We start from the raw sequence: 21,938 nt of genomic DNA, 5'->3' as shown, positions 1-21,938 counted from the left end.
CTCAGTAGTTTGCCAGGCGGCCCGGAGAGCGCCCGAGGGGGACGGGCGGCTCGGGGCGGGTCTGGCGGCGGCGCGCTTGTCCCCGCCTGAGCAGGCCATCCGGGGCCGGAAAGGCGCCGGGTAGCGCGCCGGGACTCCACGGAGCCCCGGCGTGCCCTGTACAGCTGCGCAGTAGCGCGACGCGCGAGGCGTCGCGTACGGGGTCGCCGGCCGAGGCCAAGCGACGTGACGGCAGCCGTGCCCGTCACGTCCGCCTCACACCCGCACGACGTCGGTGGGCGTCGGCTTCAGCCCTGCACGCCGTCGGTGTGCGTCGTCTTCAGCCCTGCGGCGTGTCGTCGACCGTCGCCGCGAGCAGCTCCTCGACGGCCTCCCGGAGGACCGCCTTCGGTCGGGCGCCGATGAGGCTGTTCTCCATCTCCCCGCCGGTGAAGAACGCGATGTACGGGATCGACTGGACCTTGAAGTCCTCGAAGAGCCCGGGGTTCGCCTCGGTGTCGACCTTCACGAACTTCACCCGACCGGAGTACTCCTCCGAGAGCTCTTCGATGACCGGGGCGACGAGGCGGCACGGTCCGCACCAGGCGGCCCAGAAGTCCACGACCACCGGGACCTCGCTGCGCAGGACCTCGGCCTCGAAGGTCAGGTCGGTGACGTCCGTCGTGCTCATCGCGCCTCCTGCGTGCTCTCGTCGACCACCAGCGCCGACCCGGGGGAGACCGGGTCGACCACGTCCGTCACGACGTCCGCCAGCCCTGCCAGGTAGTGCTGCGCGTCGAGCGCAGCCGCACAGCCGGAGCCGGCGGCGGTGATCGCCTGCCGGTAGGTGTGGTCGACCACGTCGCCGCACGCGAAGACGCCCGTGAGGTTGGTGCGCGTGGACCTGCCCTCGACCTGCACGTACCCGTTCTCGTCCAGGTCGACCTGGCCGATGAGCAGCTCGGTGCGCGGCACGTGGCCGATCGCGACGAACAGGCCGCCCGCGTCGACCTGGCGGGTCTCACCCGTCACGGTGTCCTGCAGGGTCACGCCCGTGACCTTCTCCTCGCCGTGGATCGCGACGACCTGGGAGTTCCAGGCGAACGAGATCTTGGGGTCGGCAGCCGCACGGTCCGCCATGATCTTCGAGGCCCGGAGCTGGTCGCGGCGGTGGACCATCGTGACGGTCTTGCCGAACCGCGACAGGAACGTCGCCTCCTCGACGGCGGAGTCGCCGCCGCCGACGACGAGGATGTCCTGGTCGCGGAAGAAGAACCCGTCGCAGGTGGCGCACCAGGAGACCCCGCGGCCGGAGAGCCGCTTCTCGTCGGGGAGTCCGAGCTCGCGGTACGCCGAGCCCGTCGCCAGGATGACGGCGCGGGCGCGGAAGACCTCGCCGCCGCCCGTCGTGACGACCTTGACGTCACCGGTGAGGTCGAGCGACGTCGCGTCGTCCCACAGCACCTGCGCACCGAACTTCTCGGCCTGCTTCTGCATCGAGTCCATGAGCTCGGGGCCCTGGATGCCGTCGGGGAAGCCGGGGAAGTTCTCGACCTCGGTCGTGTTCATCAGCGCACCGCCGGCGGTGACGGACCCGGCGAGCACGACGGGGGCCAGCCCGGCACGCGCGGCGTAGATGGCGGCGGTGTACCCGGCAGGTCCCGAACCGACGACGACGAGGTCGCGCACGTCGTCGGAGGTGGGCTGGGCGGCGGGTTCGGTCACAGGGTGCCTCGCTGGGTCGGTCGACGTCGCCGCGGCGACGGGGCCGCAGGACGGCCCGGGATCTGGATCGTGCAACCGATCGTAGAGCGCTTCTGTTCCCCGCCGCGGACGCCGTCCACCACCCGGTGCCGCGCGGCGGCCGTCAGCTGACCGTGATCTCCGTGACCTCGAGGCGGAACTGGCCCGCGGCGTTGGTCGGCAGCTCGGTGAAGTACAGGACGAGCGTCGAGGTCTGCACGGGCTCGGCGAACGTCAGCACCGTCGACTGGCTCAGCGTGCTCGACGCGAGCAGGGGCCCCTCGGTCGGGGCGCCACCGTTGGTCGCGCGCACCTCGACGTTGCCGCCGGTGCCGTTGACGTGGAGGGTCACGCCCGACACGGTGCTCGCCTCGGCGAACGTGAGCTCGAGGCCCATGCCCTCCTTCAACCCGCCGAAGTCCGGCCGGTTGTACGTGTAGGAGAACCAGAACGTCGAGGGGTCGCCGTCGACGGCGAGCTCGACGTTCTCGACGCGCTCACCCGCCGCGTCGGTCGGGTCGAACGTCCGGATCGACGCGATGGTCGGAGGCACGGCCTGCGGCGGCTCCTCGGCCGGCTCCTCCGCGACGGGCGGCGCGGCCGCCTCGGTCTCCGGGGGCTCCTGGCCGGTGGTCTGCTGGGCGACAGGCTCGCGGTCCCCGACCGGCGAGGTGAACAGCGACCGCGCTGCGAACACCAGGCCGATGAGCACGGCGACACCGACGAGCACGAGGACGAGGGCCGTCGGGTCGAACCGGCGGCGCGTCTCCTCCTCCTCCTCGACGAACGCGAACGGGTCGTCGGCGAAGCTGCCGCCGTCGTCCCACAGGTCCGTCTCGGGCTCACGCACGAGGGGTGGCAGCGCCGCGGGGCTCGGCGGCGTGGCGGGGCCTGCCGGCGTCGCGGCGACGCCCACCGGCAGCACCCCGGTGCGCTCGACGCGTCCGTTCGGGCTGCGCGTGGGCACGGCGGGCGGCGGTGTCCCGGGACGCGGTGTCCCGGCCGGCAGCTCGTCGAACGCCGAGCGCACGGACTGCCGGGCGACGCGCACGGGTGCGGCAGGTCGCTCGGGCTCGTCCCCGGCGACGGCGGCGGCGGCACCTGCGGCGACCGCGCCGCCCCGACCGGCGGTGTCGTCGGCGGCACGCCCGATCCGGATCTCACCCCAGGGCTCGAGCTCGTGCACGACGTCACCGGGGGAGTGCGGACCGTCCTCGTGCGGGCCGAGGGTCACGGAGCACAGGGTGTCGAGGTCGTTGGGGATGCCCGACGCGATCTCACCCGGCGGCACGGGGACACCGTCGAGCACGGGCGCCGCCGGCACGCTCGTCGTGCGGACGTCGTCGGGGCCCGCGGGCCAGCGACCCGTCAGGCCCGTGTACAGCAGCCGGACGAGGTCGACCGCGTCGGTGCGGCTCGTCGCCGCGGAGTCGGCCTGTGCGGTGCCCAGCAGCGCGGCGTCGATCGCGAGCCCGGAGACGAGGACACGACCGTCGGCCGACACGTGCACGACCGAGGGCCGCAGCGCCAGGTGGTGAACGCCGCGGCGGCGCGCGACCTCGAGCGCGGCGGCCGCCTCGCCGACGACCGCGCGCGCCTGGTCGGCCGTCAGCGCACCGCGCTCGACCAGCTGGGCGAGCGACGCGCCGCTGATCTGCTCGGACACCACGTAGCCCGCGCCCCCGTGCATGCCCACGTCGAGCACGCGCACCAGGCGTGAGTCGGTGACCAGCGCGGCGCGGCGGGCCGCGTCGAGCGCAGGGGCGACGGCACCGGACTGCAGCACGCGCACCCGCACGGGGCGGTCGAGGATCTGGTCGGTCGCGCGCCACACGGAGACGTCGTCGAGGTCGGACGGCAACGGGTCGACCACCCGGTAGCGCCCGGCGAGCACCGTGCCCCGGCCGACCTCTTCCGTCACCGTGCCACCTCCGTACCCGCCCCTGACCGACGGACCTGCGATCGCAGGTCACCAGTGCATGCTAGACGGCCCGGGGTCAGCGTCGCGCCCGCAGGCGCCGCAGCACGGGCCCCAGCAGCTGGTCGAGCTCCCGCACGTGGAGCAGCCGCAGGGCTCCCAGGTACGTCAGGCTCATCACCACGCCGACGACCGCGCACTGCAGCACGGCTCCAGCGAGGTCACCGGGCCCGTAGCTGCGCAGCGCGAGCAGGGTCACGTAGCCGACACCCGCCGCCGCCAGCGCAGCCAGCCCGGCCCGCGCGTGCGTCCGCAGGACGTGCGCACCGTCGATCCGCCCACCGAGCCGCCCCCGCAGCGCGCGCATCGCCAGCACGGTCCCGAGCACGTACGACACGCTCATGGACAGCCCTGCGCCGGCGACCCAGGCGCGGTGCGGCAGGAGGGCCTGGGCGAGCAGCGTGCCCGCGACGACGACGGCCGCCATGGCGATCTGCACGGGCACCATGCCCTTGGCGTCCTCGTAGGCGTAGTACACGCGCTGGCACATCGACCACGCGCCGAACGCGGGCAGGCCGACGGCCATCGCGATGACGACCCCTGCGACCGCGTCGACCGGCCCCTGCGGCTGCGAGAACAGCAGGAGGCGCACGACCGGCTCGGCGAGCACGACGAGACCCGCACCGGCGAGCAGCGTGAACAGCCCGACCACCCGGAGCCCCGACGACAGGCTGCCGCGCACACCGGCGACGTCACCGTCATGCGCCTGCGCCGAGAGCCGGGTGAACAGGGCCGTCGCGAGCGACACCGTGACGAGCGAGTGCGGGAGCATGAACAGCGCGAACGCGTAGTCGTAGGCCGCGTTGCCCGCGACGTCGGTGGCCGGACCTGCCGCCCCGCCGGGCGCGGCGGACGCGACCCGCGAGACGACGACGTAGCCGAGCAGCCCGATCGCCAGGCCGACGAACGTCCACGTCGCGACGTTCCCCGCACGGCCGAGGCCCGAGCCGCGCACCCCCCACCGCCACCGGTAGCGCACGCCCGCCCGTCGCAGGAACGGCACGAGGACGATCGCCTGGCACACGACGCCGAGGGTCGCGGAGCCGCCGAACAGCGCGATCTGCCCCGCGCCCCACTCCTCGGCGACGTCCACCTGCCCCCACAGGACGTAGAACAGCCCGAAGCCTGCGATCGAGACGATGTTGTTGACGACCGGTGCCCACATGTAGGGCCCGAAGGAACCGCGGGCGTTGAGCACCTGCCCGAGCAGCGCGTACGCGCCGTAGAAGAACAGCTGCGGGATGCACCAGTACGCGAAGGCCGTGGTCAGCGCGATCTGGGCGTCGCTGTCGGGGTCGGCCAGCACGCGCACCAGCACCGGCGCGGCGAGCGTCAGCAGGACGCTCGCGCCCGCGAGCAGCGCGAAGCCGAACGTGAGGAGGCGGTCGACGTACTCCTGGCCGGCATGGCGCTTGTAGGCGCGCACGACCTGCGGCACCAGGACGGCGTTGAGCACGCCGCCGGCGAGCAGCATGAACAGCACGTTGGGCAGCTTGTTGGCCACCGAGAAGGCGTCGGCGGCCTGACCGGTGGCACCGATCGCCACGCCGAGGACCATGAGGCGCAGGAAGCCCAGGAGCCGGGACACGGCGGTGCCGCTCGCCATCAGCGCGGCCCCGCGCCGCACACCGCCCCGCGGTCCGGTGCGGTCGTCGGCGCCGCTCTCGCCGCCCAGCGGCTCGACGGGGTCGCCCGGCCCCCCCGGCACGTCCTGCGGGTCTCCCGGAGGCACGGACGTCGCGCTCACGCGTCGTCCCCTTCCGGGGTCCCGCCGAGGACGGGCAGCGGCCGCGTCCCGGCGTCGTCGTGGACGCGCCGTGCGCCGCGCCGTGCGCTCTGGCCGCGTCGCACCGTGCGGACGACACCCAGGACGAGCCCGACGGCCAGGAGCACGCCCACGACCGCCGTGCCGACGGACTCGATGGTGGGGGAAGCGCGCACGACGAAGGTGACCGGCTCGGCGAGCGGCGTCCCGTCGGTGCTGGTCAGGACGGCCTCGACGACGACCTCGCAGTTGGCGATCGCGTGCACTGCGACGGGGACGACCTCCTCGCCCCCGGCGGGGACGACGACGGTCTCGCTGGGCTCGATCCGCAGGCACGCCTTGCGGGGTGTGGTCTGGACGCGTACCGCCGCGTCGGCCGGCAGGTCGTTGCGGACCGAGAACCGGACGGTGTTGTTCGCGCTGACCAGGTACTGGGCGCTGGCGCGGGCCAGGGTCAGGCCGACGCGGCGGGCGTCGACCGCGTCGACCACGGCGTCGACCAGCCGGCCGCGCAGCGTGGGCTCCTCGCGCCAGGCCGTGGCCAGTGGTGCGAGCACCGCCGTGTCGACCCCCGCGAGCAGCGGTCCGGCGTCCTCGGTGACGGTCGCGAACGCCACGGTCGCGTCGCGGGCGCCGACGAGCCGCTGCACCTGCGCCGGGGCGAGGGCGTCGGGGACGTCGACGGTCGCCGGTGGTGCCTCGGCCTCGTCGGTCGAGCCGCGCGCGCCGAGCAGGGCCGTCAGGGGTGCGGTGCGCGACCACGGCGCACCTTGCACGGCCGCCAGGACCCGCTCGACGAGGTCGGCGTCGGGGTCCGCGTCCCGCGGGAACGCGATCAGGACGTGCTGCAGCCCCTGGTCGGAGCCGCGTGCCAGCACCGACAGCTCGGCCAGGACGCGCTGCACGACGGTGGCGCCGGTGGGGTCCGGCATGAGCTCGGCGGGGTCGGCGAGCAGCGTCGTGAGGGTCGCGTCGGGCACGAGCCCGGCGATGGTGCCGGCGCTCGACGTGAGCTCGCTGCGCGCGCCGGCGGCCTCGACGTCCTCGGGCAGGTCGTCGGGCGACAGCACCAGCACCGACGCCCCGGACCGCGCCGCGAGGTCGATGGTCGACTGGTCGGTCACGGGCCCCGGGGCCCACAGGACGTCGGTCCGGGCGGACAGCGGCCGACCGCCGTCGACGGCCGTGGTGACGGCCGTGGCGGAGGTCTCGACGGCGACGTCGAGCAGACCGGGGGCGTCGGCGTGCGCCAGGGCGGTGAGGTCGGGGTCCGACCAGGGCAGCGCGACGACGTCGCGGCCGACGGCTGCCGCGGCGAGGTCGCCCGCCCAGGCGGCCGTCGCGTCGGTGCCGGCACGCGCGCTCGCCAGCACCGCCGGGTCGACCACGAGCGCCACGTCGGGGCTGGTGCGCGCGATCGCGAGCATCGAGTCGAGCCGGCCTCCCGGCTGCACGAGCTCGCTGAGGGTGGGTCCCGGCGCGGGCAGGTCGAGGTCCGCGGGCACGGGGGCGGGCCCGATGACGGGCGCCAGGACCGACACCCGGGCCTGCGGCACGTCGTCGCTCTCGGTGGCCCACAGCACGAACGAGCGCTGCAGCCCGATGCGCTGCCCCCCCGCAACCGCCTGGACCGCCAGCCCGCGGGCGCCCCAGGTGTCGGGCCGGTCGAGGAGCCCGACGCTGTCGGCGGCCACCGTCACCGCGACGTCCACAGAGGTGCCGGGCGCCAGCGCGGTCGCGGTGGTCGCCTGCGCGACCCGGTTGCCGACGCGCTGCCCCGTGAGCGGCTCGTCGAGCCACACCTGGAGGTCCGCCCGGCTGCCGGGGCGGATCCGTTCGAGGTGGACGAGCACGCGCGGGTCCACGATCTGGTCGGCGGACGTGTTGGTGAGCCGCGCGGTGACGACGAGGTCCTCCCCGGGACGCAGCACCGCGGGGCTCACCTCGGTGATCTGGACGCGCAGGGGCAGTGCGTCGTCCCGGGTGGGCGTCGGGGTCGGTGTCGTCAGGCCCACCGGCGCGGGCACGGCGGACGCCGTCGGCGCCGCGAGCGCGCCCAGCCCGAGCAGCGTCACGAGCGCCGCGAGCAGGATGCTGCTCGCGGCTCGCCGCCGCGGGGTCACGGGCCGGCGCGGCGTGCCGGTACAGCGGACGCGAGCACCCATCAGTCGTCGAGGACCCCGAGCGCCATCCCGGCCAGGCGACGCTCGTTGGGGTAGGCCAGGCGGTCGGGCAGGTCGACGACCCGCACCCACTCGACCTCCTCGGCCTCACGGTCGGGGTCGTTCTCCACGGTCAGGTCGCCGTGCAGCGCTCCGAGCAGGAAGTGGTGCACGACCTTGTGCACGCGGTGCTCGTCGCCCGAGAACCAGTAGTCGATGACGCCCAGGCGTCGCAGGACCTGCCCGGTGATGCCGGTCTCCTCCGCGATCTCGCGGACGGCCGCCTCCTCGGGCGTCTCGTCGCCCTCGAGGTGCCCCTTGGGCAGGCACCACTCGAGGCGTCCGGCACGGTTGCGGCGGGCGATGACGGCGGCGGCGTAGTGGCCGTCCTGACGGGCGACGACGAGCCCGCCCGCCGACGTCTCGTCCACCACGGGCAGCGCGACGGCGTGCGTGCGGGCGTGGGCACGCGTGGGGTCGATGCGCAGGGGATGCCCACCCGGCGGTGCCGGCACGCGCCCGGGACCGGACGGAACGGCAGCGGTGGACATGCCGACACTGTAACGACTAGTCATGGATGGTTCCGTGCGAGCGTCCCCCCCACGTCACGTCCTGACCACGAACGGGTCATCCGCGCGTCAGCGTGGTGCCACGGCGCGACGGCACGGGTGCGACCTCTGGCACGCTTGTCCGGTGCCCGACCTGCCTGCAGAACCGACCGACGCCCCGACCGACCGGCCTGTCGGGCCGCCCGTCGACGGCCCCGACCCGGCGGCTGTGCAGCAGCTGCGCCGCCGCGCGCTGGAGTCCCTCGCGGTCATGGCGCCCGACGCGATCGACCTGGGTCAGCGCTTCCGTGCGGCGGGGTACGACCTCGCGCTCGTCGGCGGGCCGGTGCGCGATGCCTTCCTGGGCCGCGCGAGCAACGACCTGGACCTGACGACACCCGCGACGCCGGACGAGGCGGAGCCGATCATCGCCGCGTGGGGCGACGCGCACTGGGACATCGGGCGCGAGTTCGGCACGGTCGGTGCCCGCCGTTTCGCCGGCCGCCGCGGGCCCGGGTCGCAGGACGTCGTCGTCGAGGTGACGACCTACCGCACCGACGCGTACGACCCGACGTCCCGCAAGCCGCTCGTGGAGTTCGGGGACACCCTCGAGGGCGACCTGTCGCGGCGTGACTTCACGGTCAACGCGATGGCGGTGCGCGTGCCGGACCTCGTGTTCGTCGACCCGTTCGACGGCCTGGCGGACCTCGCGGCGGGCGTCCTGCGCACGCCCATCGACCCGCGCCGGTCGTTCGACGACGACCCGCTGCGGATGATGCGGGCCGCGCGGTTCGTCGCACAGCTGGGGTTCCGGCTCGACGACGACGCCCGCGCGGCCATCGTCGACATGGCCCCGCGCATCGAGATCGTGTCCGCCGAGCGCGTCCGCGACGAGCTGACGAAGCTGCTCCTCAGCCCCCACCCGCGCGCCGGCCTGGAGGTGCTGGTCGAGACCGGACTGGCCGACCACGTCCTGCCGGAGCTGCCGGCCCTGCGCCTGGAGATCGACGAGCACCACCGCCACAAGGACGTCTACCAGCACACGCTGATGGTGCTGGAGAAGGCGATCGCGCTGGAGACCGGCCCGGACGGCGAGGTGCCCGGCCCGGACCTGGTGCTGCGCCTGGCGGCGCTGCTGCACGACATCGGCAAGCCCCGCACGCGGCGGTTCGAGGAGGGCGGCGGCGTCAGCTTCCACCACCACGAGGTCGTCGGCGCCAAGCTCGCGTCGAAGCGGCTCAAGGCCCTGCGCTTCGACAAGCAGACGGTGAACGACGTCGCGCGCCTCACCGAGCTGCACCTGCGGTTCCACGGCTACGGCGAGGGGGAGTGGACCGACTCCGCGGTGCGCCGCTACGTCACCGACGCCGGACCGCTGCTCGAGCGGCTGCACCGCCTGACCCGCTCCGACTCCACGACCCGCAACCAGCGCAAGGCGGCACGGCTCAAGGCCGCGTACGACGACCTCGAGCGCCGCATCGCGACGCTGCGCGAGGCCGAGGAGCTCGCGTCGATCCGGCCCGACCTCGACGGCACGCAGATCATGCAGGTCCTCGGCATCGGACCCGGCCGCGACGTGGGCGAGGCGTACCGGTACCTGCTCGAGGAGCGCATGGAGCACGGCCCCCTGGGCGAGGACCGCGCGCGCGAGGTGCTGCTGGAGTGGTGGGCGCAGCGGGGGGCCTGACGACCGCCCCCGGGCTCCACCCCCACCGGTCCGGTGGTGCCGGCCACGCCGACCAGGGTCGACGACGCCGACCAGGTCGAGGGCCTGCGGTCGTGGGGCGGCTGACGCCTCAGTCGACCCGCACCACCAGCAGGCACACGTCGTCCTCCTGGTGCTCGTCGACCAGTGCGGCCGTGAGCGCGTCGCACACCTGCGTCGCGCTCGCATCGTCCGGCACTGCCGCGAGCGCGTCGGCGAGCCCCGCGATGCCCTCGCGCAGGCCGCGGTCGCGCCGCTCGACCAGACCGTCGGAGTACAGGACGAGGACGGCGCCGTGCGGCACCTCGACCGACTCCTCCGGGACGTTCCCCGTGTGCACGGGCGGCAGGCCGACGGGGGTGCTGCGGGCGCCGTCGAGCCCGCGGACCTCACCGCCGGGCAGCCGCACCAGGGCCGGGGGGTGCCCCGCGCTGGCCCACGTCAGGTGCGCGCCCGCCGCGGTGCGCTCCCAGCGGACCAGCACGCACGTGGCGACGTCCGCGACGTCGAGCGCCCGCACGAGGCCGTCGAGCCGCTCGAGCGCCTCGCCGGGCCGGTCGCCGCGCCACACCGACGCGCGCAGCAGCGACCGGAGCTGACCCATCGACGCCGCGGCGCGCAGGTCGTGGCCCACGACGTCCCCGACGGCCAGGCTGACCGCACCGTCGGGCAGCACGAACGCGTCGAACCAGTCGCCGCCGACCTCGGCGCGCCGCCCCGACGGGAGGTACGACGCGGCCACGTCGAGGCCACCGACGTCGCCGAGCACCGGCAGCAGGCTGTGCTGCAGCGTCAGGGCCGCGTCCCGCTCCGCCAGGTACAGCCGCACGTTCTCCAGCAGGACGCCCGCACGACGGCCCAGGTGGGCGGCGGTGACGACGATCTCGCTGTCGAAGCCGTCGCGATCGCGGTGCACGAGGCACAGCACGCCGAGCACACGGTCACGACCCGTGAGCGGCACGAGCAGGGCACTGCCCAGCCCGAGCGTCGTGAGCAGGTGCAGCTCGGGCGGCGCCGTCCGGGTCGGCAGCGAGCTCACGTCCACGGTGATCGGCATGGGGACGTGGTTGGCGCCGGCCGCGAGCGTCGCGGCGACGTGCGGCGACGCCGTCAGCCACGTCGTGCCACCGCTCCCGAGGGCGTGCGCCGCGTCCGCGTGCGCGGGGTCCGACGTCACGACGTGCACCCGCTCGAGGTGCCCGGTCTCCGACATCATCGCGACGAACCCCCACGTCGCCAGCCGCGGGACCACCAGGTCGGCCAGCGCGTCCACCGCGTCGCCGTACTCCAGGTGCCGGGACAGCTCCTCGCCCATGCGGGCGAGCAGCTCGAGCCGGTCCGCCGTGCGGTGCATGAGCGAGAGCTCCAGCGTGCGGGCGGCCTCGCCGTCGGCCTCCGCCGTCACGTCGACCTGCACCCCGACGCGGTGCGTGACCTGCCCGGTCTCGTCGCGCAGCTGGGTGATCGCGAGCTGGTTCCAGAACGGGGAGCCGTCCTTGCGGACGTTGAGCAGCAGCTCCTGCACGTCGTCGCCGCGGTCGAGCGCGGTCCGGAGCCGGTCCACGACGTCCCTATCGGTGTCCGCGCACTGCAGGAACCGGCAGTTGCGGCCGCGTACCTCCTCGGCCGTGTACCCCGTCAGGGACGTGAACGCCCTGTTGACCCACACCACGGGGTCGCCCGGCAGCCGCGGGTCCGACACCGTCATGGCCAGCGGACCGGCCTCGAGGATCGCGCGCGCGAGCTGCTCGGTGAGCAGCTCGTCGGGCAGCGGCGTGTCACCCAGGACGGCGCGGGGCGCGTCGTCGGGCGTGAGCGTGTCCGTCATGCCCTCACCTCGACCGGTGGCACGTCCACGGACGCGGGGGTGCGCGGGCTGCGGGCGAACACCACGGCCCCCGCGAGGTAGACCCCCGCCAGCACCGCGAACAGCGGCGGGGACCAGCCCGTGTCCGGCAGCGCGACGGCCGCGAGCGCCGCCGCCCCGACGAACGCGGCGTTGTACATGACGTCGTACAGCGAGAACGCGCGGCCCCGGTAGGCGTCGGCGGTGTCCCGCTGGACGATCGTGTCGACCGCGATCTTCGCGCCCTGCGCGGCGAGCCCCAGCGCGCCCCCCGCGGCGAGCACCGCGGGCAGCGACACCGTCACCACCAGCACGAGCTGGCTCACGACCGCCAGCAGCAGGCACAGGACCACCCACACGTGCGGCCCGACGCGCGGGCTCAGCACGGGCGTCAGCACCACCGCGAGGGCGAACCCGACCGCGCTCGCGGCCAGGACCGTGCCGAAGGTCGCGAGACCGGCCTCGACGTCGGTGGGGTCGGACAGCAGGTTGCGGGAGATGAGGATGCTCGCGATGAACACCGCGCCGTAGCAGAACCGGTGCAGCGCCATGATGCCCAGCGCGTACGCGGGGGTCCGGCGTGCGACGAGGTAGCGCCCCCCGGCCACCAGCCCACGCGCGAGGTCCCCGAGGGCCCGTCGGACGTGCGAGGTGGGTGTGCGCTCGTCGGGACCCAGCTGGTCGGGTGCCAGGCGCGTGGCCAGGCCCGACGCGCACGCCATGACGGCGGCCGCGACGACCAGCGAGATCGCGTCCTGCGCCCGGCCCGTGGGCAGCAGCAGCCCGAGCGCGAACCCCACCGCACCGCCCACGCCTGCCGCGCCCGCCCCCAGCGTGGGGGTCAGCGAGTTCGCGGTCAGCAGCAGCGGCCCGTCGACGACCTTCGGCAACGACGCCGACAGCGCGGCGAGCAGGAACCGGTTGACCGAGAGCGTCACGAGCGCCAGCACGTACACGGCCGGGCCGACGCCGCTGGTCAGCATGATCGCCGCGATGACCAGCGTCAGGACGACCCGGACGAGGTTGCCGTAGAGCAGCACCTGCCGGCGCCGCCAGCGGTCCAGCAGCACACCGGCCCACGGGCCGACGATCGTGAAGGGCAGCAGCAGCACCGCGAACGCGGCCGCGACGCCCGTGGCGGTCGACGCGTTCTCGGGCGAGAAGAAGAAGAGGGTGGCGAGCCCGATCTGGAACATGCCGTCGGACGCCTGGCTGACCAGGCGCACGGCGAAGAGCCGCCGGAAGCCGGTCAGGGGCCAGAGCGCCCGGAGGTCGGAGATCACCTGCACCTGCCAAGGTTACGTCCCAGGCCGGGCAGGACGTCGGAGAACCCCCAACCCGGCGGGCAGGCTGCTCCGTTCTTCTCCCCGAGGGCGGGCGGACGAGGAGGACCAGGTGCGCGGGAGCTGGGAACGGCTGCTCGAGGAGGTCGCGCGGGACCGCTACGCGCGGCTGCTGGGGCGTGCAGCCCTGCTGGTCCCGACGCGGGCCGACGCGGAGGACCTCGTGCAGGACGCCCTCGTGGCCACCTTCGCGGGGCGCGCGCGGTTCACGTCCGTGGGGGAGGCCGAGCAGTACGTGCGGCGCGCGATCGTCACCCGGTCCATCGACCGGGCGCGGACGGCCGCCGCCGAGCGCCGCGCCCTCGAACGTCGCGTCGCGTGGCCCGCCCCCGACGACGAGCTCGTGCCCACGGGCCTCGACCGCGACGTGGTGGAGGCGCTGCAGTGCCTGTCGGTGCGACAGCGTGCGTGCGTCGTGCTGCGGCACGTCGAGGACCTGTCCGTCGAGCAGACGGCCGCCGCCCTCGGACTGAGCGCGGGCGCCGTGAAGCGGTACACGTCCGACGGCGCGGCCCGCCTGCACGAGCGCCTGGGCGCGCCCGCCGACGACGCGGACCCCGTCCCCGTCGAGCTGACGACCACGACACCGGAGGTGCGACGTGACTGACCTGGGACACCTGCTGAGCAGCGTGGAGGAGAACGTCGAGCGTGCGCACGCGGGGGCTCCCGCGCCTCCCGACGCCCTCGACCGCACGCGCCGCACGGTCCGGCGCCGTCGCACGCTGCGCCACACCCGTGACGGGGCGCTGTCCGTCGTGGCCCTCGTGGCCGTCGGCGGCGTCGTCGCGTGGGGGCTGCAGCCGAGGCCCGCGCCGACGGAGGTCGCGACCACGTCGGGCCCGACGGCCGCGACCACCGCGGCCCCGGCTCCCGTGGGCGAGACGCGGCCTCTGGGCACACCGGTGAAGGTCGCCACGCCCCGAGCCGTGCCCGTCGCGGACCTGCTCGCCGCCACAGGGCCGGGCTGGACGCTGGCGACCGTGCGGCGCGAGCGCGTGGGCACGACGATGAGCACGCGCCCCGAGGAGGTGCTCTTCACCGTCGAGCTCGTGTCACCCACGGGCGAGCGCACGGCGCTGCTCGAGACGCCCCCGCTCGCAGAGGTGCATGTCACCGACTGGCAGCCCGGCAGCCCCTGGGCGCTCGTCAGCGCGCCCACCGGCGCGGACGGGCGCGGGACGCCCGGCCTGCTTGACCTGCCCACCGGCACCTTCACGCCGCTGCCCTTCGCGTGGGAGTACCACCCGCTGGGCATCGCCACGACCGGCGAGTCCGTGTGGCTCGTGGCGGACATGCCGGCGGACCTGGCCGCCCTCGACGAGGAGGCCCGCAGCCACCGGTCGCCCGTGAGCCCCGGCTGGGCCGTCGCGGTCGACCCGGAGGTCGCGGCGATGACGTCGGGCATCGACCCGGCGCACGTGCCGCACAGCGTCGGCCGTCTCGAGGTCATCTCGCCCGACGGCGTCGTGCGGGACCTCGGGGAGGTCGCCCTGCCGCACCGGCTGCCCCCCCTGAGCCCGGACCGGGCGTGGCTGGTGCTGCAGGCGCCCGGCGGCGGGCTGCTCGGCGTCGACCTGCGCACGGGGGAGTCGCACGACGTCGCGGGCGCGCCCACGGACCCGGCGTGCCGGCTGGCCGGCTGGGCCGACCAGCACGCGGTGCTGACCGCGTGCGGCGAGGGTGACGGCCGGTGGCGGCTCGACGCCGTGGACGTCGCCGCCGACGCGGGCGGGCCGCAGCGCCTCGCGACGAGCGACGTGCCGGTCCGCGACGCGTGGCCGCTGGCCGACGGCCGTATCGGGCTGGGTCGGGTCGTCGTGCCCGCGCCGTGCGACGTGACGTCCGACCCGGCCGTGCTCGAGGACGGGACGATCCGGTCCCTGACCGACGGCTGGTCGCCGTACGACCACGGCACGTCCCTGACGTTCGCCGGTGGGGGCGTCTGGACGCACCTCAACGGCTGCTACCCGGGCAGCGGCCGCGCCGACCCGCAGCGCGACGTCCGCGTCGACCTGACGACCGGCGCGACGACGACGCTCGGCTGGTCCGAGGACCGTGACGACGTCGACCAGGTCGTCGTCGACGAGGCGTGGCGCGTGACCTCGGTCGACGTGGTGCGTGCCCGCTGACGGGCCCGCCACCGGAAGAGCGCCTCACACTTCCGGACGAACCCAACCGGAACGGACCCCCGGTCGTTCTCATCCCGACGCTGGACGACCGGGAGGCAGGCGCGTGGCGAGACCGTGGGAGAGGCTGCTCGAGCAGCTCGTGCACGAGAGGTACGGGACGCTCGTCGGCTGGGCGACCCTCGTGTGCGGGTCGCGCGAGGACGCGCAGGACCTGCTGCAGGACGCGCTCGTGGCGACGTTCTCCAGCCGGGCGCGGTTCACGACGCTGCCGGAGGCCGAGCAGTACGTGAGGCGGGCGGTCGCCACGCGCAGCATCGACGCGGCACGTCGAAGGGGGCGCGAGCGGGTGGCCATCGGGACGGTCGCCGGGTACGCCGCCGCGCCGGCACCCGGTGTCGAGGGTCACCACCTGCCGGCCGACGTCGTGCGGGCGCTCGCGGGCCTGACGCAGCGGGAGCGTGCGTGCGTCGTCCTGCGGCACCTGGAGGACCTGAGCGTCCGGGAGACGGCCGGGCTGCTCGGCATCAGCGAGGGCGCCGTCAAGCGGTACACGTCGGACGGGGTCGCGCAGCTCGACGCCGTCCTGGGCGGGGTCACCGTGGAGAGCCACGACGCCATGACCGTCGAGCCCCTGCGCAGGGCCGGCGCGCCGACGGAGGTGACGGAGCGATGACCGACGTCCACGACCTGCTCGCACGGACCCACGACGCCCTGGCCAGGGCCGAGGCGCCCCTGGACGCGACGCGTCACGACGACGTGCTGTCCGGGATCCGCCGTCGTCGCCGTCGCCGTCACGCCGGCGAGGTCCTCGGCGTCGGTGCCGTCGTCGTCGCCCTGGGCGCCGGCGGGTGGCTGGGCCTGGAGCGCGACGGCGCGCCGCAGCCCGCGCAGCGCCCCACGACGACCGCGACGCCCACCGGCGCCGCGACCCCCGACCCGGACGCCGGGCGCGCGCCCGCGCTCGACGCACCGGGTCTCGCGCCGGCCCTCGTCATGCCGCCGGGCACGCTCGAGGCGGCCACTCCCGGCTGGGTCCTGACGACCCAGCGACCCTCGTACTTCTCCGGCGACCCCGTCGCGGCGTCCGCCCCCTCGGCGCACGTGCTCGACCTGGTGTCGCCGGCGGGTGAGCGGTACCGGGTGCTCGACCTGCCGAACGACCGGTGGGTGTCCGTCGTGCGGTGGGAGGCCGGCAGCACGCAGGCGCTCGTGACGACCTCCGAGAAGGGCGACAACCGGGTCGCGACGCTCGACCTGCTCACCGGGGGGATGACACTGCTCGACGGCCTGACGGGCGGCATCGAGCACGTCGGGCGCACCGGTGACGGCCTCGACCTGTGGTCGTCGTACGACGACGACGACGTGCTCGTCCACGACGGGCAGCGGGTCGTGCGACGGCTCCCGGCCGTCCGCGACGGCGTGCTCGACCGGTCGGGTGCGCTCCTGGCGGGCACGGGCCCCGCACCCGGGGCCGACGCGGGGGACGGGGACCCGGGCAGCCCGCTCGTCGTCGACGTCGCCACCGGCGGCGTCACGGTCGTGCCCGCGCCCGCCGACGACACCTGCGTGCCCTTCGGCTGGAGCGGTACCGAGGTGCTCCTGACCTGCTGGGAGATCACCCCGGAGGGTCCCCGCTCCACCGGGTCGCTGCGGTACGACACCGCGACGCCGGGTGTCGCGCCTCGCACCCTGGCGGTCGAGGGTGACATCGAGGGGCCCCTCGGCCGCGGTGTCGAGCTGGCCGACGGTCGGGTCGTCGTCGGGGGTGACCCCTTCCTCGAGTGCACCGCCGCGTGGGGCGTCGTCGACCCCGCGGCCGGCACGTTCACCCGCGGACCCGAGCCGCCGGCCGGCCGGATCCCGCTGTCCGTCGACGCGATCGACGGCGCGGCGTACGTCACGACCGGCACCCAGTGCACCGGTGACGGCGGTCCGGTGGACCTTCACCGGGTCGATCTCGCCACGGGAGCGACGGTCCTGCTGTCGGGCCTGCCCGACACGACGGACCTGCCCCCGGACGCGTCCTGGATCTCGACCATGACGTCCTGGACCGTCGGGACCCCCTGAGCGAGCGGAGGGTGTGAAGCGTTGCTGCCGGAATCCGGCAACAACGCTTCACGCTCTCGTGAGCACGCCCGGGGACAGACGTGAGGGGCTGGGCGTCGACGTGCGACGCCCAGCCCTTCACGGTCAGCTGCTGCGGAGCGGGGTCAGCGCTCCAGCTCGCCGCGGATGAAGGCCTCGACCTGCTGGCGGCCGAGGTTGTCCTCGGTCTGCACGGGCGGGGACTTCATGAAGTACGTCGACGCCGAGAGCAGGGGGCCGCCGATGCCGCGGTCCTTGGCGATCTTCGCCGCGCGCAGCGCGTCGATGATGATGCCGGCCGAGTTCGGGGAGTCCCAGACCTCGAGCTTGTACTCCAGGCTCAGGGGCACCTCGCCGAACGCGCGACCCTCGAGGCGCACGTACGCCCACTTGCGGTCGTCGAGCCACGCGACGTAGTCCGACGGGCCGATGTGGACGTTGCGGTCGTCCTTCTTGCCGGCCAGCGGGCCGTCGGTGAGGTTCGACGTGACGGCCTGCGTCTTCGAGATCTTCTTGGACTCCAGGCGCTCGCGCTCGAGCATGTTCTTGAAGTCCATGTTGCCGCCGACGTTCAGCTGGTACGTGCGGTCCAGGATGACGCCGCGGTCCTCGAACAGACGGGCGAGCACGCGGTGCGTGATGGTCGCGCCGACCTGCGACTTGATGTCGTCGCCGACGATCGGGACACCGGCGGCCTCGAACTTCGCGGCCCACTCCGGGTCGGACGCGATGAACACGGGCAGGGCGTTGACGAAGGCGACGTTCGCGTCGATCGCGCACTGCGCGTAGAACTTCGCGGCGGCCTCGGAGCCGACGGGCAGGTAGCAGACGAGGACGTCGACCTGCTGGTCCTTGAGCGTCTGCACGACGTCGACCGGCTCGGCGTCCGACTCCTCGATCGTCTCGGCGTAGTACTTGCCGATGCCGTCGAGCGTGTGGCCACGCTGCACGGTCACGCCCAGCGGCGGGACGTCGGAGATCTTGATGGTGTTGTTCTCCGAGTTGAAGATCGCCTCGGACAGGTCGAAGCCGACCTTCTTGGCGTCCACGTCGAACGCGGCGACGAACTCGATGTCGCGGACGTGGTAGTCGCCGAACTGCACGTGCATGAGACCCGGGACCTTGGCCGTCGGGTCGGCGTCACGGTAGTAGTGCACGCCCTGGACCAGCGATGCGGCGCAGTTGCCGACGCCGACGATGGCGACGCGGATGGAGGTCATCCTCGCTCCTTCTCGTTTCGCGCCTCGGCGTTTCCCTCGGCGTCTTGTGCAGCGACGGCCGGTCGGCCGTCACCCTCGGGCCGAGCGCGACGCGTGCCGCGCTCGTTGTCGATGAGGTCGTCCAGCCAGCGGACCTCGCGCTCCACCTGCTCCAGGCCGTGGCGCTGGAGCTCGAGCGTGTACTCGTCCATGCGCTCGCGGGTCCGGGCGAACGACTGGCGGACGGTCTCCAGGCGCTCGGTGAGCCGGGTGCGCCGGCCCTCGAGGATCCGCATCCGCGTCTCGGCATCGGTCTGCGCGAAGAACGCGAAGCGCACGTCGAAGTTCTCGTCCTCCCAGGAGGCCGGGCCCGAGGACGACAGCACCTGCTGCAGGTGCTCCTTGCCCTCGGCGGTCAGCTGGTAGACGATGCGCGCACGCTTGCTGGCCACGGTGCGGTCGCCCGGCGCGTCGACGCCGACGATCCAGCTGCGGTCCGCGAGCCCCTTGAGGCACGGGTACAGCGAGCCGTACGACAGGGCGCGGAACGAGCCGAGCACCAGGTTGAGGCGCTTGCGCAGCTCGTAGCCGTGCATGGGCGACTCGGCGAGCAGGCCGAGGATCGCCGGCTCGAGCACGTCAGCCCGACCGCGCATCTCACCCTCCCACCGTCGTCCCACCTGCACCGCGGACCCACCGACCGGCGGCTCCGATGTATCAACTCGATACATCGGAGCGTATGTCGGATGCGCGGTCCCGCACAACACGCGGGGTCCACCACGCCCCTCGACCGGACGCTCAGACGTCGACGGAGCGTCGACGTCCCGTCACCGTGCGGTGCCGATCGTGTGAAGGCTCGTCCCGATCCGGACGTCCCGGGCGCCTCCCGGGCTGGCAGCGGGGAGCCCTTCGTCCATACTGAGGCCCGGCAGCGTCCGCCCGGCGTGCTCGTCAGACGGGTCGCCAGGGGGCGCCGCAGCATCGTCGTCAGCACGAGAGGTCCCCCCTTGGCAGCCAGCAACCGCCGCGCAGCGCCGTCGCGCGCCCGGCGCGCGTCGCGTCGACCCGTCGCCTCCGAGCGCCGCGGGTTCTGGAACTACCCGCGGCGCGAGCACACCGGCCTGCACCGGTGGCTCCCGTCGTGGCGGGTGGTGCTCGGGACGTTCATCGGCGGGATCTTCCTCGCGCTGGGGGCCGGAGCCGCCGCGTTCGCGTTCATCAACCCGGCCGACCCGCTCGCCGAGGTCGACTACCAGACGACCACCGTGTACTTCGCCGGGACCGAGCCCGGTACACCCGGTCCGGAGATGGGCCAGTTCGCCGAGCAGCGGCGCGAGCTCGTCGAGTACAGCACGCTGCCGGAGCACATCGGCTTCGCGGTGGCCGCCGGCGAGGACAAGACGTTCTTCACCAACCGTGGCGTGTCGCTCACCGGCATGGCCCGTGCCTTCATCAACAACATCCAGGGCAAGCCGACGCAGGGCGGGTCGACGCTGACCCAGCAGTACGTCGAGCGGTACTACCAGAGCACCACGACCGACTACTGGGGCAAGGCGAAGGAAGCGATCCTCGCGATCAAGATCTCCCAGAGCGAGTCCAAGGAACAGATCATGGGGCGCTACCTCAACACGATCTACTTCGGGCGCGACTCGTACGGGATCCAGGCCGCGGCGCAGTCCTACTACGACGTCAACGCCGCCGACCTCACCGTGTCCCAGGCCGCGCTGCTCGCGGCCGTCATCCCGTCCCCGAACAACTGGGACCCCGCGATCAACCGCGACAAGGCGGAGCAGCGCTGGGGGATCATCCTCGACCGCATGGTCGAGATGGGCTGGCTCACGAGCGAGGAGCGTGCCGCGCAGGTCTTCCCCGACCCGGTGCAGTACCTGGAGTCGGAGACGTACCGGGGTCCCAACGGCTACCTCCTGAAGATGGTCGAGAAGGAGCTCTACGCCACCAACCTCTGGGCCGACGGCGAGCTCAAGACCGAGGGCCTCAAGATCATCACGACGATCGACCCCGCCCTGCAGGAGATGGCCTTCCAGTCCGCCGAGGGCCTGCGATCGGGCGCCCTGTCCGACGGGGTGCTGCCCCACGAGCGGCTGCGCGTGTCGATCTCGACGGTCGACCCGGCTACGGGCGGCATCGTCGCGCTGTACGGCGGGTCCGACTACCTCACGGACTCGAGGAGCACGGCGACGTACGACCGGGTCCCGGCGGCGTCGACGTTCAAGCCGTTCACCCTGGTGGCGGCGCTGCAGCAGGGCATCAGCCTGTCGACGAAGTACAACGGCAACTCCCCGAAGAGCTTCCCCGAGTGGGACAACGGGAAGCCTGTGCCCAACTTCGGCGACGAGAACTTCGGCAACATCGACCTGGTCGAGGCCACCGCGCAGTCCGTCAACACCGTGTACGCCCAGCTCAACCTCGAGGTCACGCCGGAGAACACGACGAAGGCCGCCGAGGCCGCGGGCATCACCACGCCGCTGGAGGCCAACGTCGCCAACGTGCTCGGCACCGACTTCGTCCACCCGCTGGACATGGCGGGCGCGTACGCGACGTTCGCGGCCCAGGGCGTCAGGCGCACGCCGCACATCGTGCAGCAGGTCACCAACAGCGACGGGGTCGTCGCCTGGCAGCCGGACACGACGGGCGAGACCGTCTTCCCGGCGGACGTGATGGCGGACGCGACGTACGCGATGACGCAGGTCGTGGAGCGGGGGTCCGGCAAGGCCCAGGTCAGCAGGCTCAAGCGACCGATCGCCGGCAAGACGGGTTCGGAGACCCTCAACAAGGGTGCGTGGTTCGTGGGGTACGTCCCGCAGCTCGCCACGGCCGTCTCGCTGTCCCAGCTCGCCGACGACGGGAAGGGCCTGGACACGATCGAACCGTGGGGCGGCGTCAGGTCCGTCAACGGCAGCACGTACCCGGCCATGCTGTGGGCCGACTACATGGGCAAGGTCTTCGCCGACCCGCGCTACCAGGAGGTCCAGAAGTTCCCGGCACGCGCCAACGTCGGCGGCAAGCCGACGCCGACCGCCACGGCGCAGGCGCCGACCGAGGAGCCGACCGTCGAGGAGCCGGCAGCGCCCGCCGACGTCCAGGTGCCGTCCGGGCTGGTCGGGCGGACCGAGGCGGACGCGGCCGGCAGCCTGCAGGCCGCCGGGCTCGCGGCACGCGTCGTCAGCGAGCGCTCGACCACGGTGCCGGTGGGACGCGTCATCCGGGTCGAACCCGGCGAGGGCTCGACCGTGGCCTCCGGGGGCACCGTCACGATCGTCGTGTCGACCGGTGCTCCGCAGCCCACCCCGACGCCGCCGCCGCCGACCGTCGCCCCGCCCCCGGTTCCGACACCCACCCCGACGCCGGCCCCCGAGGGCGGGGGCGCCGCGGTGCCCCCACCACCGGGGAACTGACGGCGATTCGGTCGACGGCCCGCCAACCGGTAGGCTGGGC

Annotated in this window: 16 protein-coding genes; 6 read left to right on the top strand and 10 right to left on the bottom strand. The window is 74.0% G+C overall.

Annotated elements, in window-relative coordinates:
• Positions 1-319 precede the first annotated feature (319 nt).
• From trxA to KKR89_RS18010, 6 genes are all read right to left on the bottom strand, one after another.
• A complete protein-coding gene (gene trxA, locus KKR89_RS18035; RefSeq protein ID WP_208196677.1) occupies positions 320-670 on the bottom strand; it encodes a thioredoxin in 351 nt (116 codons plus the stop codon).
• Positions 667-1,704: a thioredoxin-disulfide reductase gene (trxB, locus tag KKR89_RS18030; RefSeq protein WP_208196676.1), complete on the bottom strand. Its 1,038-nt coding sequence runs from the start codon at positions 1,702-1,704 to the stop codon at positions 667-669. The genes trxA and trxB overlap by 4 nt, the downstream gene beginning before the upstream one ends.
• A 142-nt stretch (positions 1,705-1,846) precedes the next feature.
• Positions 1,847-3,643, bottom strand: coding sequence for a protein kinase family protein (locus KKR89_RS18025; RefSeq protein WP_208196675.1), 1,797 nt, complete (start codon positions 3,641-3,643; stop codon positions 1,847-1,849).
• Between the two features lie 76 nt (positions 3,644-3,719).
• Positions 3,720-5,447, bottom strand: a complete 1,728-nt coding sequence (gene murJ, locus KKR89_RS18020) for a murein biosynthesis integral membrane protein MurJ (protein ID WP_208196674.1) — start codon at positions 5,445-5,447, stop codon at positions 3,720-3,722.
• On the bottom strand, positions 5,444-7,588 hold the full coding sequence (locus tag KKR89_RS18015; RefSeq protein WP_214765645.1) for a DUF6049 family protein: 2,145 nt from the start codon (positions 7,586-7,588) through the stop codon (positions 5,444-5,446). The genes murJ and KKR89_RS18015 overlap by 4 nt, the downstream gene beginning before the upstream one ends.
• A gap of 41 nt (positions 7,589-7,629) precedes the next feature.
• Positions 7,630-8,178 (bottom strand): NUDIX hydrolase, encoded by a 549-nt coding sequence (locus KKR89_RS18010; RefSeq protein ID WP_191783219.1) that lies wholly within the window; start codon positions 8,176-8,178, stop codon positions 7,630-7,632.
• A gap of 142 nt (positions 8,179-8,320) precedes the next feature.
• Here KKR89_RS18010 and KKR89_RS18005 point away from each other — a divergent pair, with 142 nt between their 5' ends.
• Complete coding sequence (locus tag KKR89_RS18005; RefSeq protein WP_372438579.1) at positions 8,321-9,862, top strand: CCA tRNA nucleotidyltransferase; 1,542 nt, start codon at positions 8,321-8,323, stop codon at positions 9,860-9,862.
• A 109-nt stretch (positions 9,863-9,971) separates the two neighbouring features.
• On the opposite strand, the gene KKR89_RS18000 is transcribed toward KKR89_RS18005, so the two are convergent.
• Positions 9,972-11,708: a SpoIIE family protein phosphatase gene (locus KKR89_RS18000; protein WP_208196672.1), complete on the bottom strand. Its 1,737-nt coding sequence runs from the start codon at positions 11,706-11,708 to the stop codon at positions 9,972-9,974.
• A complete protein-coding gene (locus tag KKR89_RS17995) occupies positions 11,705-13,015 on the bottom strand; it encodes an MFS transporter (protein ID WP_208196671.1) in 1,311 nt (436 codons plus the stop codon). Before KKR89_RS17995 ends, KKR89_RS18000 begins: the two co-directional genes overlap by 4 nt.
• A gap of 106 nt (positions 13,016-13,121) precedes the next feature.
• On the opposite strand from KKR89_RS17995, the gene KKR89_RS17990 reads away from it, so the two are divergent.
• From KKR89_RS17990 to KKR89_RS17975, 4 genes are all read left to right on the top strand, one after another.
• Complete coding sequence (locus tag KKR89_RS17990) at positions 13,122-13,676, top strand: sigma-70 family RNA polymerase sigma factor (RefSeq protein WP_208196670.1); 555 nt, start codon at positions 13,122-13,124, stop codon at positions 13,674-13,676.
• Positions 13,669-15,198, top strand: a complete 1,530-nt coding sequence (locus tag KKR89_RS17985; RefSeq protein ID WP_208196669.1) for a hypothetical protein — start codon at positions 13,669-13,671, stop codon at positions 15,196-15,198. The genes KKR89_RS17990 and KKR89_RS17985 overlap by 8 nt, the downstream gene beginning before the upstream one ends.
• A gap of 103 nt (positions 15,199-15,301) precedes the next feature.
• Positions 15,302-15,871 carry a sigma-70 family RNA polymerase sigma factor gene (locus KKR89_RS17980; protein WP_208196668.1) on the top strand — a complete coding sequence of 190 codons (570 nt, stop codon included), beginning with the start codon at positions 15,302-15,304 and terminating at the stop codon, positions 15,869-15,871.
• The gene (locus tag KKR89_RS17975) at positions 15,868-17,265 is read left to right on the top strand and encodes a hypothetical protein (protein WP_208196667.1); all 1,398 of its coding nucleotides are present in this window, start codon (positions 15,868-15,870) and stop codon (positions 17,263-17,265) included. The genes KKR89_RS17980 and KKR89_RS17975 overlap by 4 nt, the downstream gene beginning before the upstream one ends.
• 143 nt (positions 17,266-17,408) lie before the next feature.
• On the opposite strand, the gene KKR89_RS17970 is transcribed toward KKR89_RS17975, so the two are convergent.
• Both KKR89_RS17970 and KKR89_RS17965 read right to left on the bottom strand, forming a co-directional pair.
• Positions 17,409-18,503, bottom strand: coding sequence for an inositol-3-phosphate synthase (locus tag KKR89_RS17970; protein WP_208196666.1), 1,095 nt, complete (start codon positions 18,501-18,503; stop codon positions 17,409-17,411).
• A complete protein-coding gene (locus KKR89_RS17965) occupies positions 18,500-19,138 on the bottom strand; it encodes a PadR family transcriptional regulator (RefSeq protein ID WP_208196665.1) in 639 nt (212 codons plus the stop codon). The genes KKR89_RS17970 and KKR89_RS17965 overlap by 4 nt, the downstream gene beginning before the upstream one ends.
• Before the next feature lie 351 nt (positions 19,139-19,489).
• Here KKR89_RS17965 and KKR89_RS17960 point away from each other — a divergent pair, with 351 nt between their 5' ends.
• The gene (locus KKR89_RS17960; RefSeq protein WP_208196664.1) at positions 19,490-21,898 is read left to right on the top strand and encodes a penicillin-binding protein; all 2,409 of its coding nucleotides are present in this window, start codon (positions 19,490-19,492) and stop codon (positions 21,896-21,898) included.
• Positions 21,899-21,938: the final 40 nt, after the last annotated feature.

The sequence above is a fragment of the Cellulomonas dongxiuzhuiae genome (assembly GCF_018623035.1).
GTDB lineage: Bacteria > Actinomycetota > Actinomycetes > Actinomycetales > Cellulomonadaceae > Cellulomonas > Cellulomonas dongxiuzhuiae.
This window is presented reverse-complemented; position numbering and strand designations above follow the sequence as displayed.

Excerpts from the sequence above, each read along its gene's own strand:
- KKR89_RS17965 (WP_208196665.1), bottom strand. The coding sequence starts at position 19,138 with ATGCGCGGTCGGGCTGACGTGCTCGAGCCGGCGATCCTCGGCCTGCTC.
- KKR89_RS17975 (WP_208196667.1), top strand. The coding sequence starts at position 15,868 with ATGACCGACGTCCACGACCTGCTCGCACGGACCCACGACGCCCTGGCC.
- trxA (WP_208196677.1), bottom strand. The coding sequence starts at position 670 with ATGAGCACGACGGACGTCACCGACCTGACCTTCGAGGCCGAGGTCCTG.
- KKR89_RS18000 (WP_208196672.1), bottom strand. The coding sequence starts at position 11,708 with ATGACGGACACGCTCACGCCCGACGACGCGCCCCGCGCCGTCCTGGGT.
- KKR89_RS17970 (WP_208196666.1), bottom strand. The coding sequence starts at position 18,503 with ATGACCTCCATCCGCGTCGCCATCGTCGGCGTCGGCAACTGCGCCGCA.
- KKR89_RS18010 (WP_191783219.1), bottom strand. The coding sequence starts at position 8,178 with ATGTCCACCGCTGCCGTTCCGTCCGGTCCCGGGCGCGTGCCGGCACCG.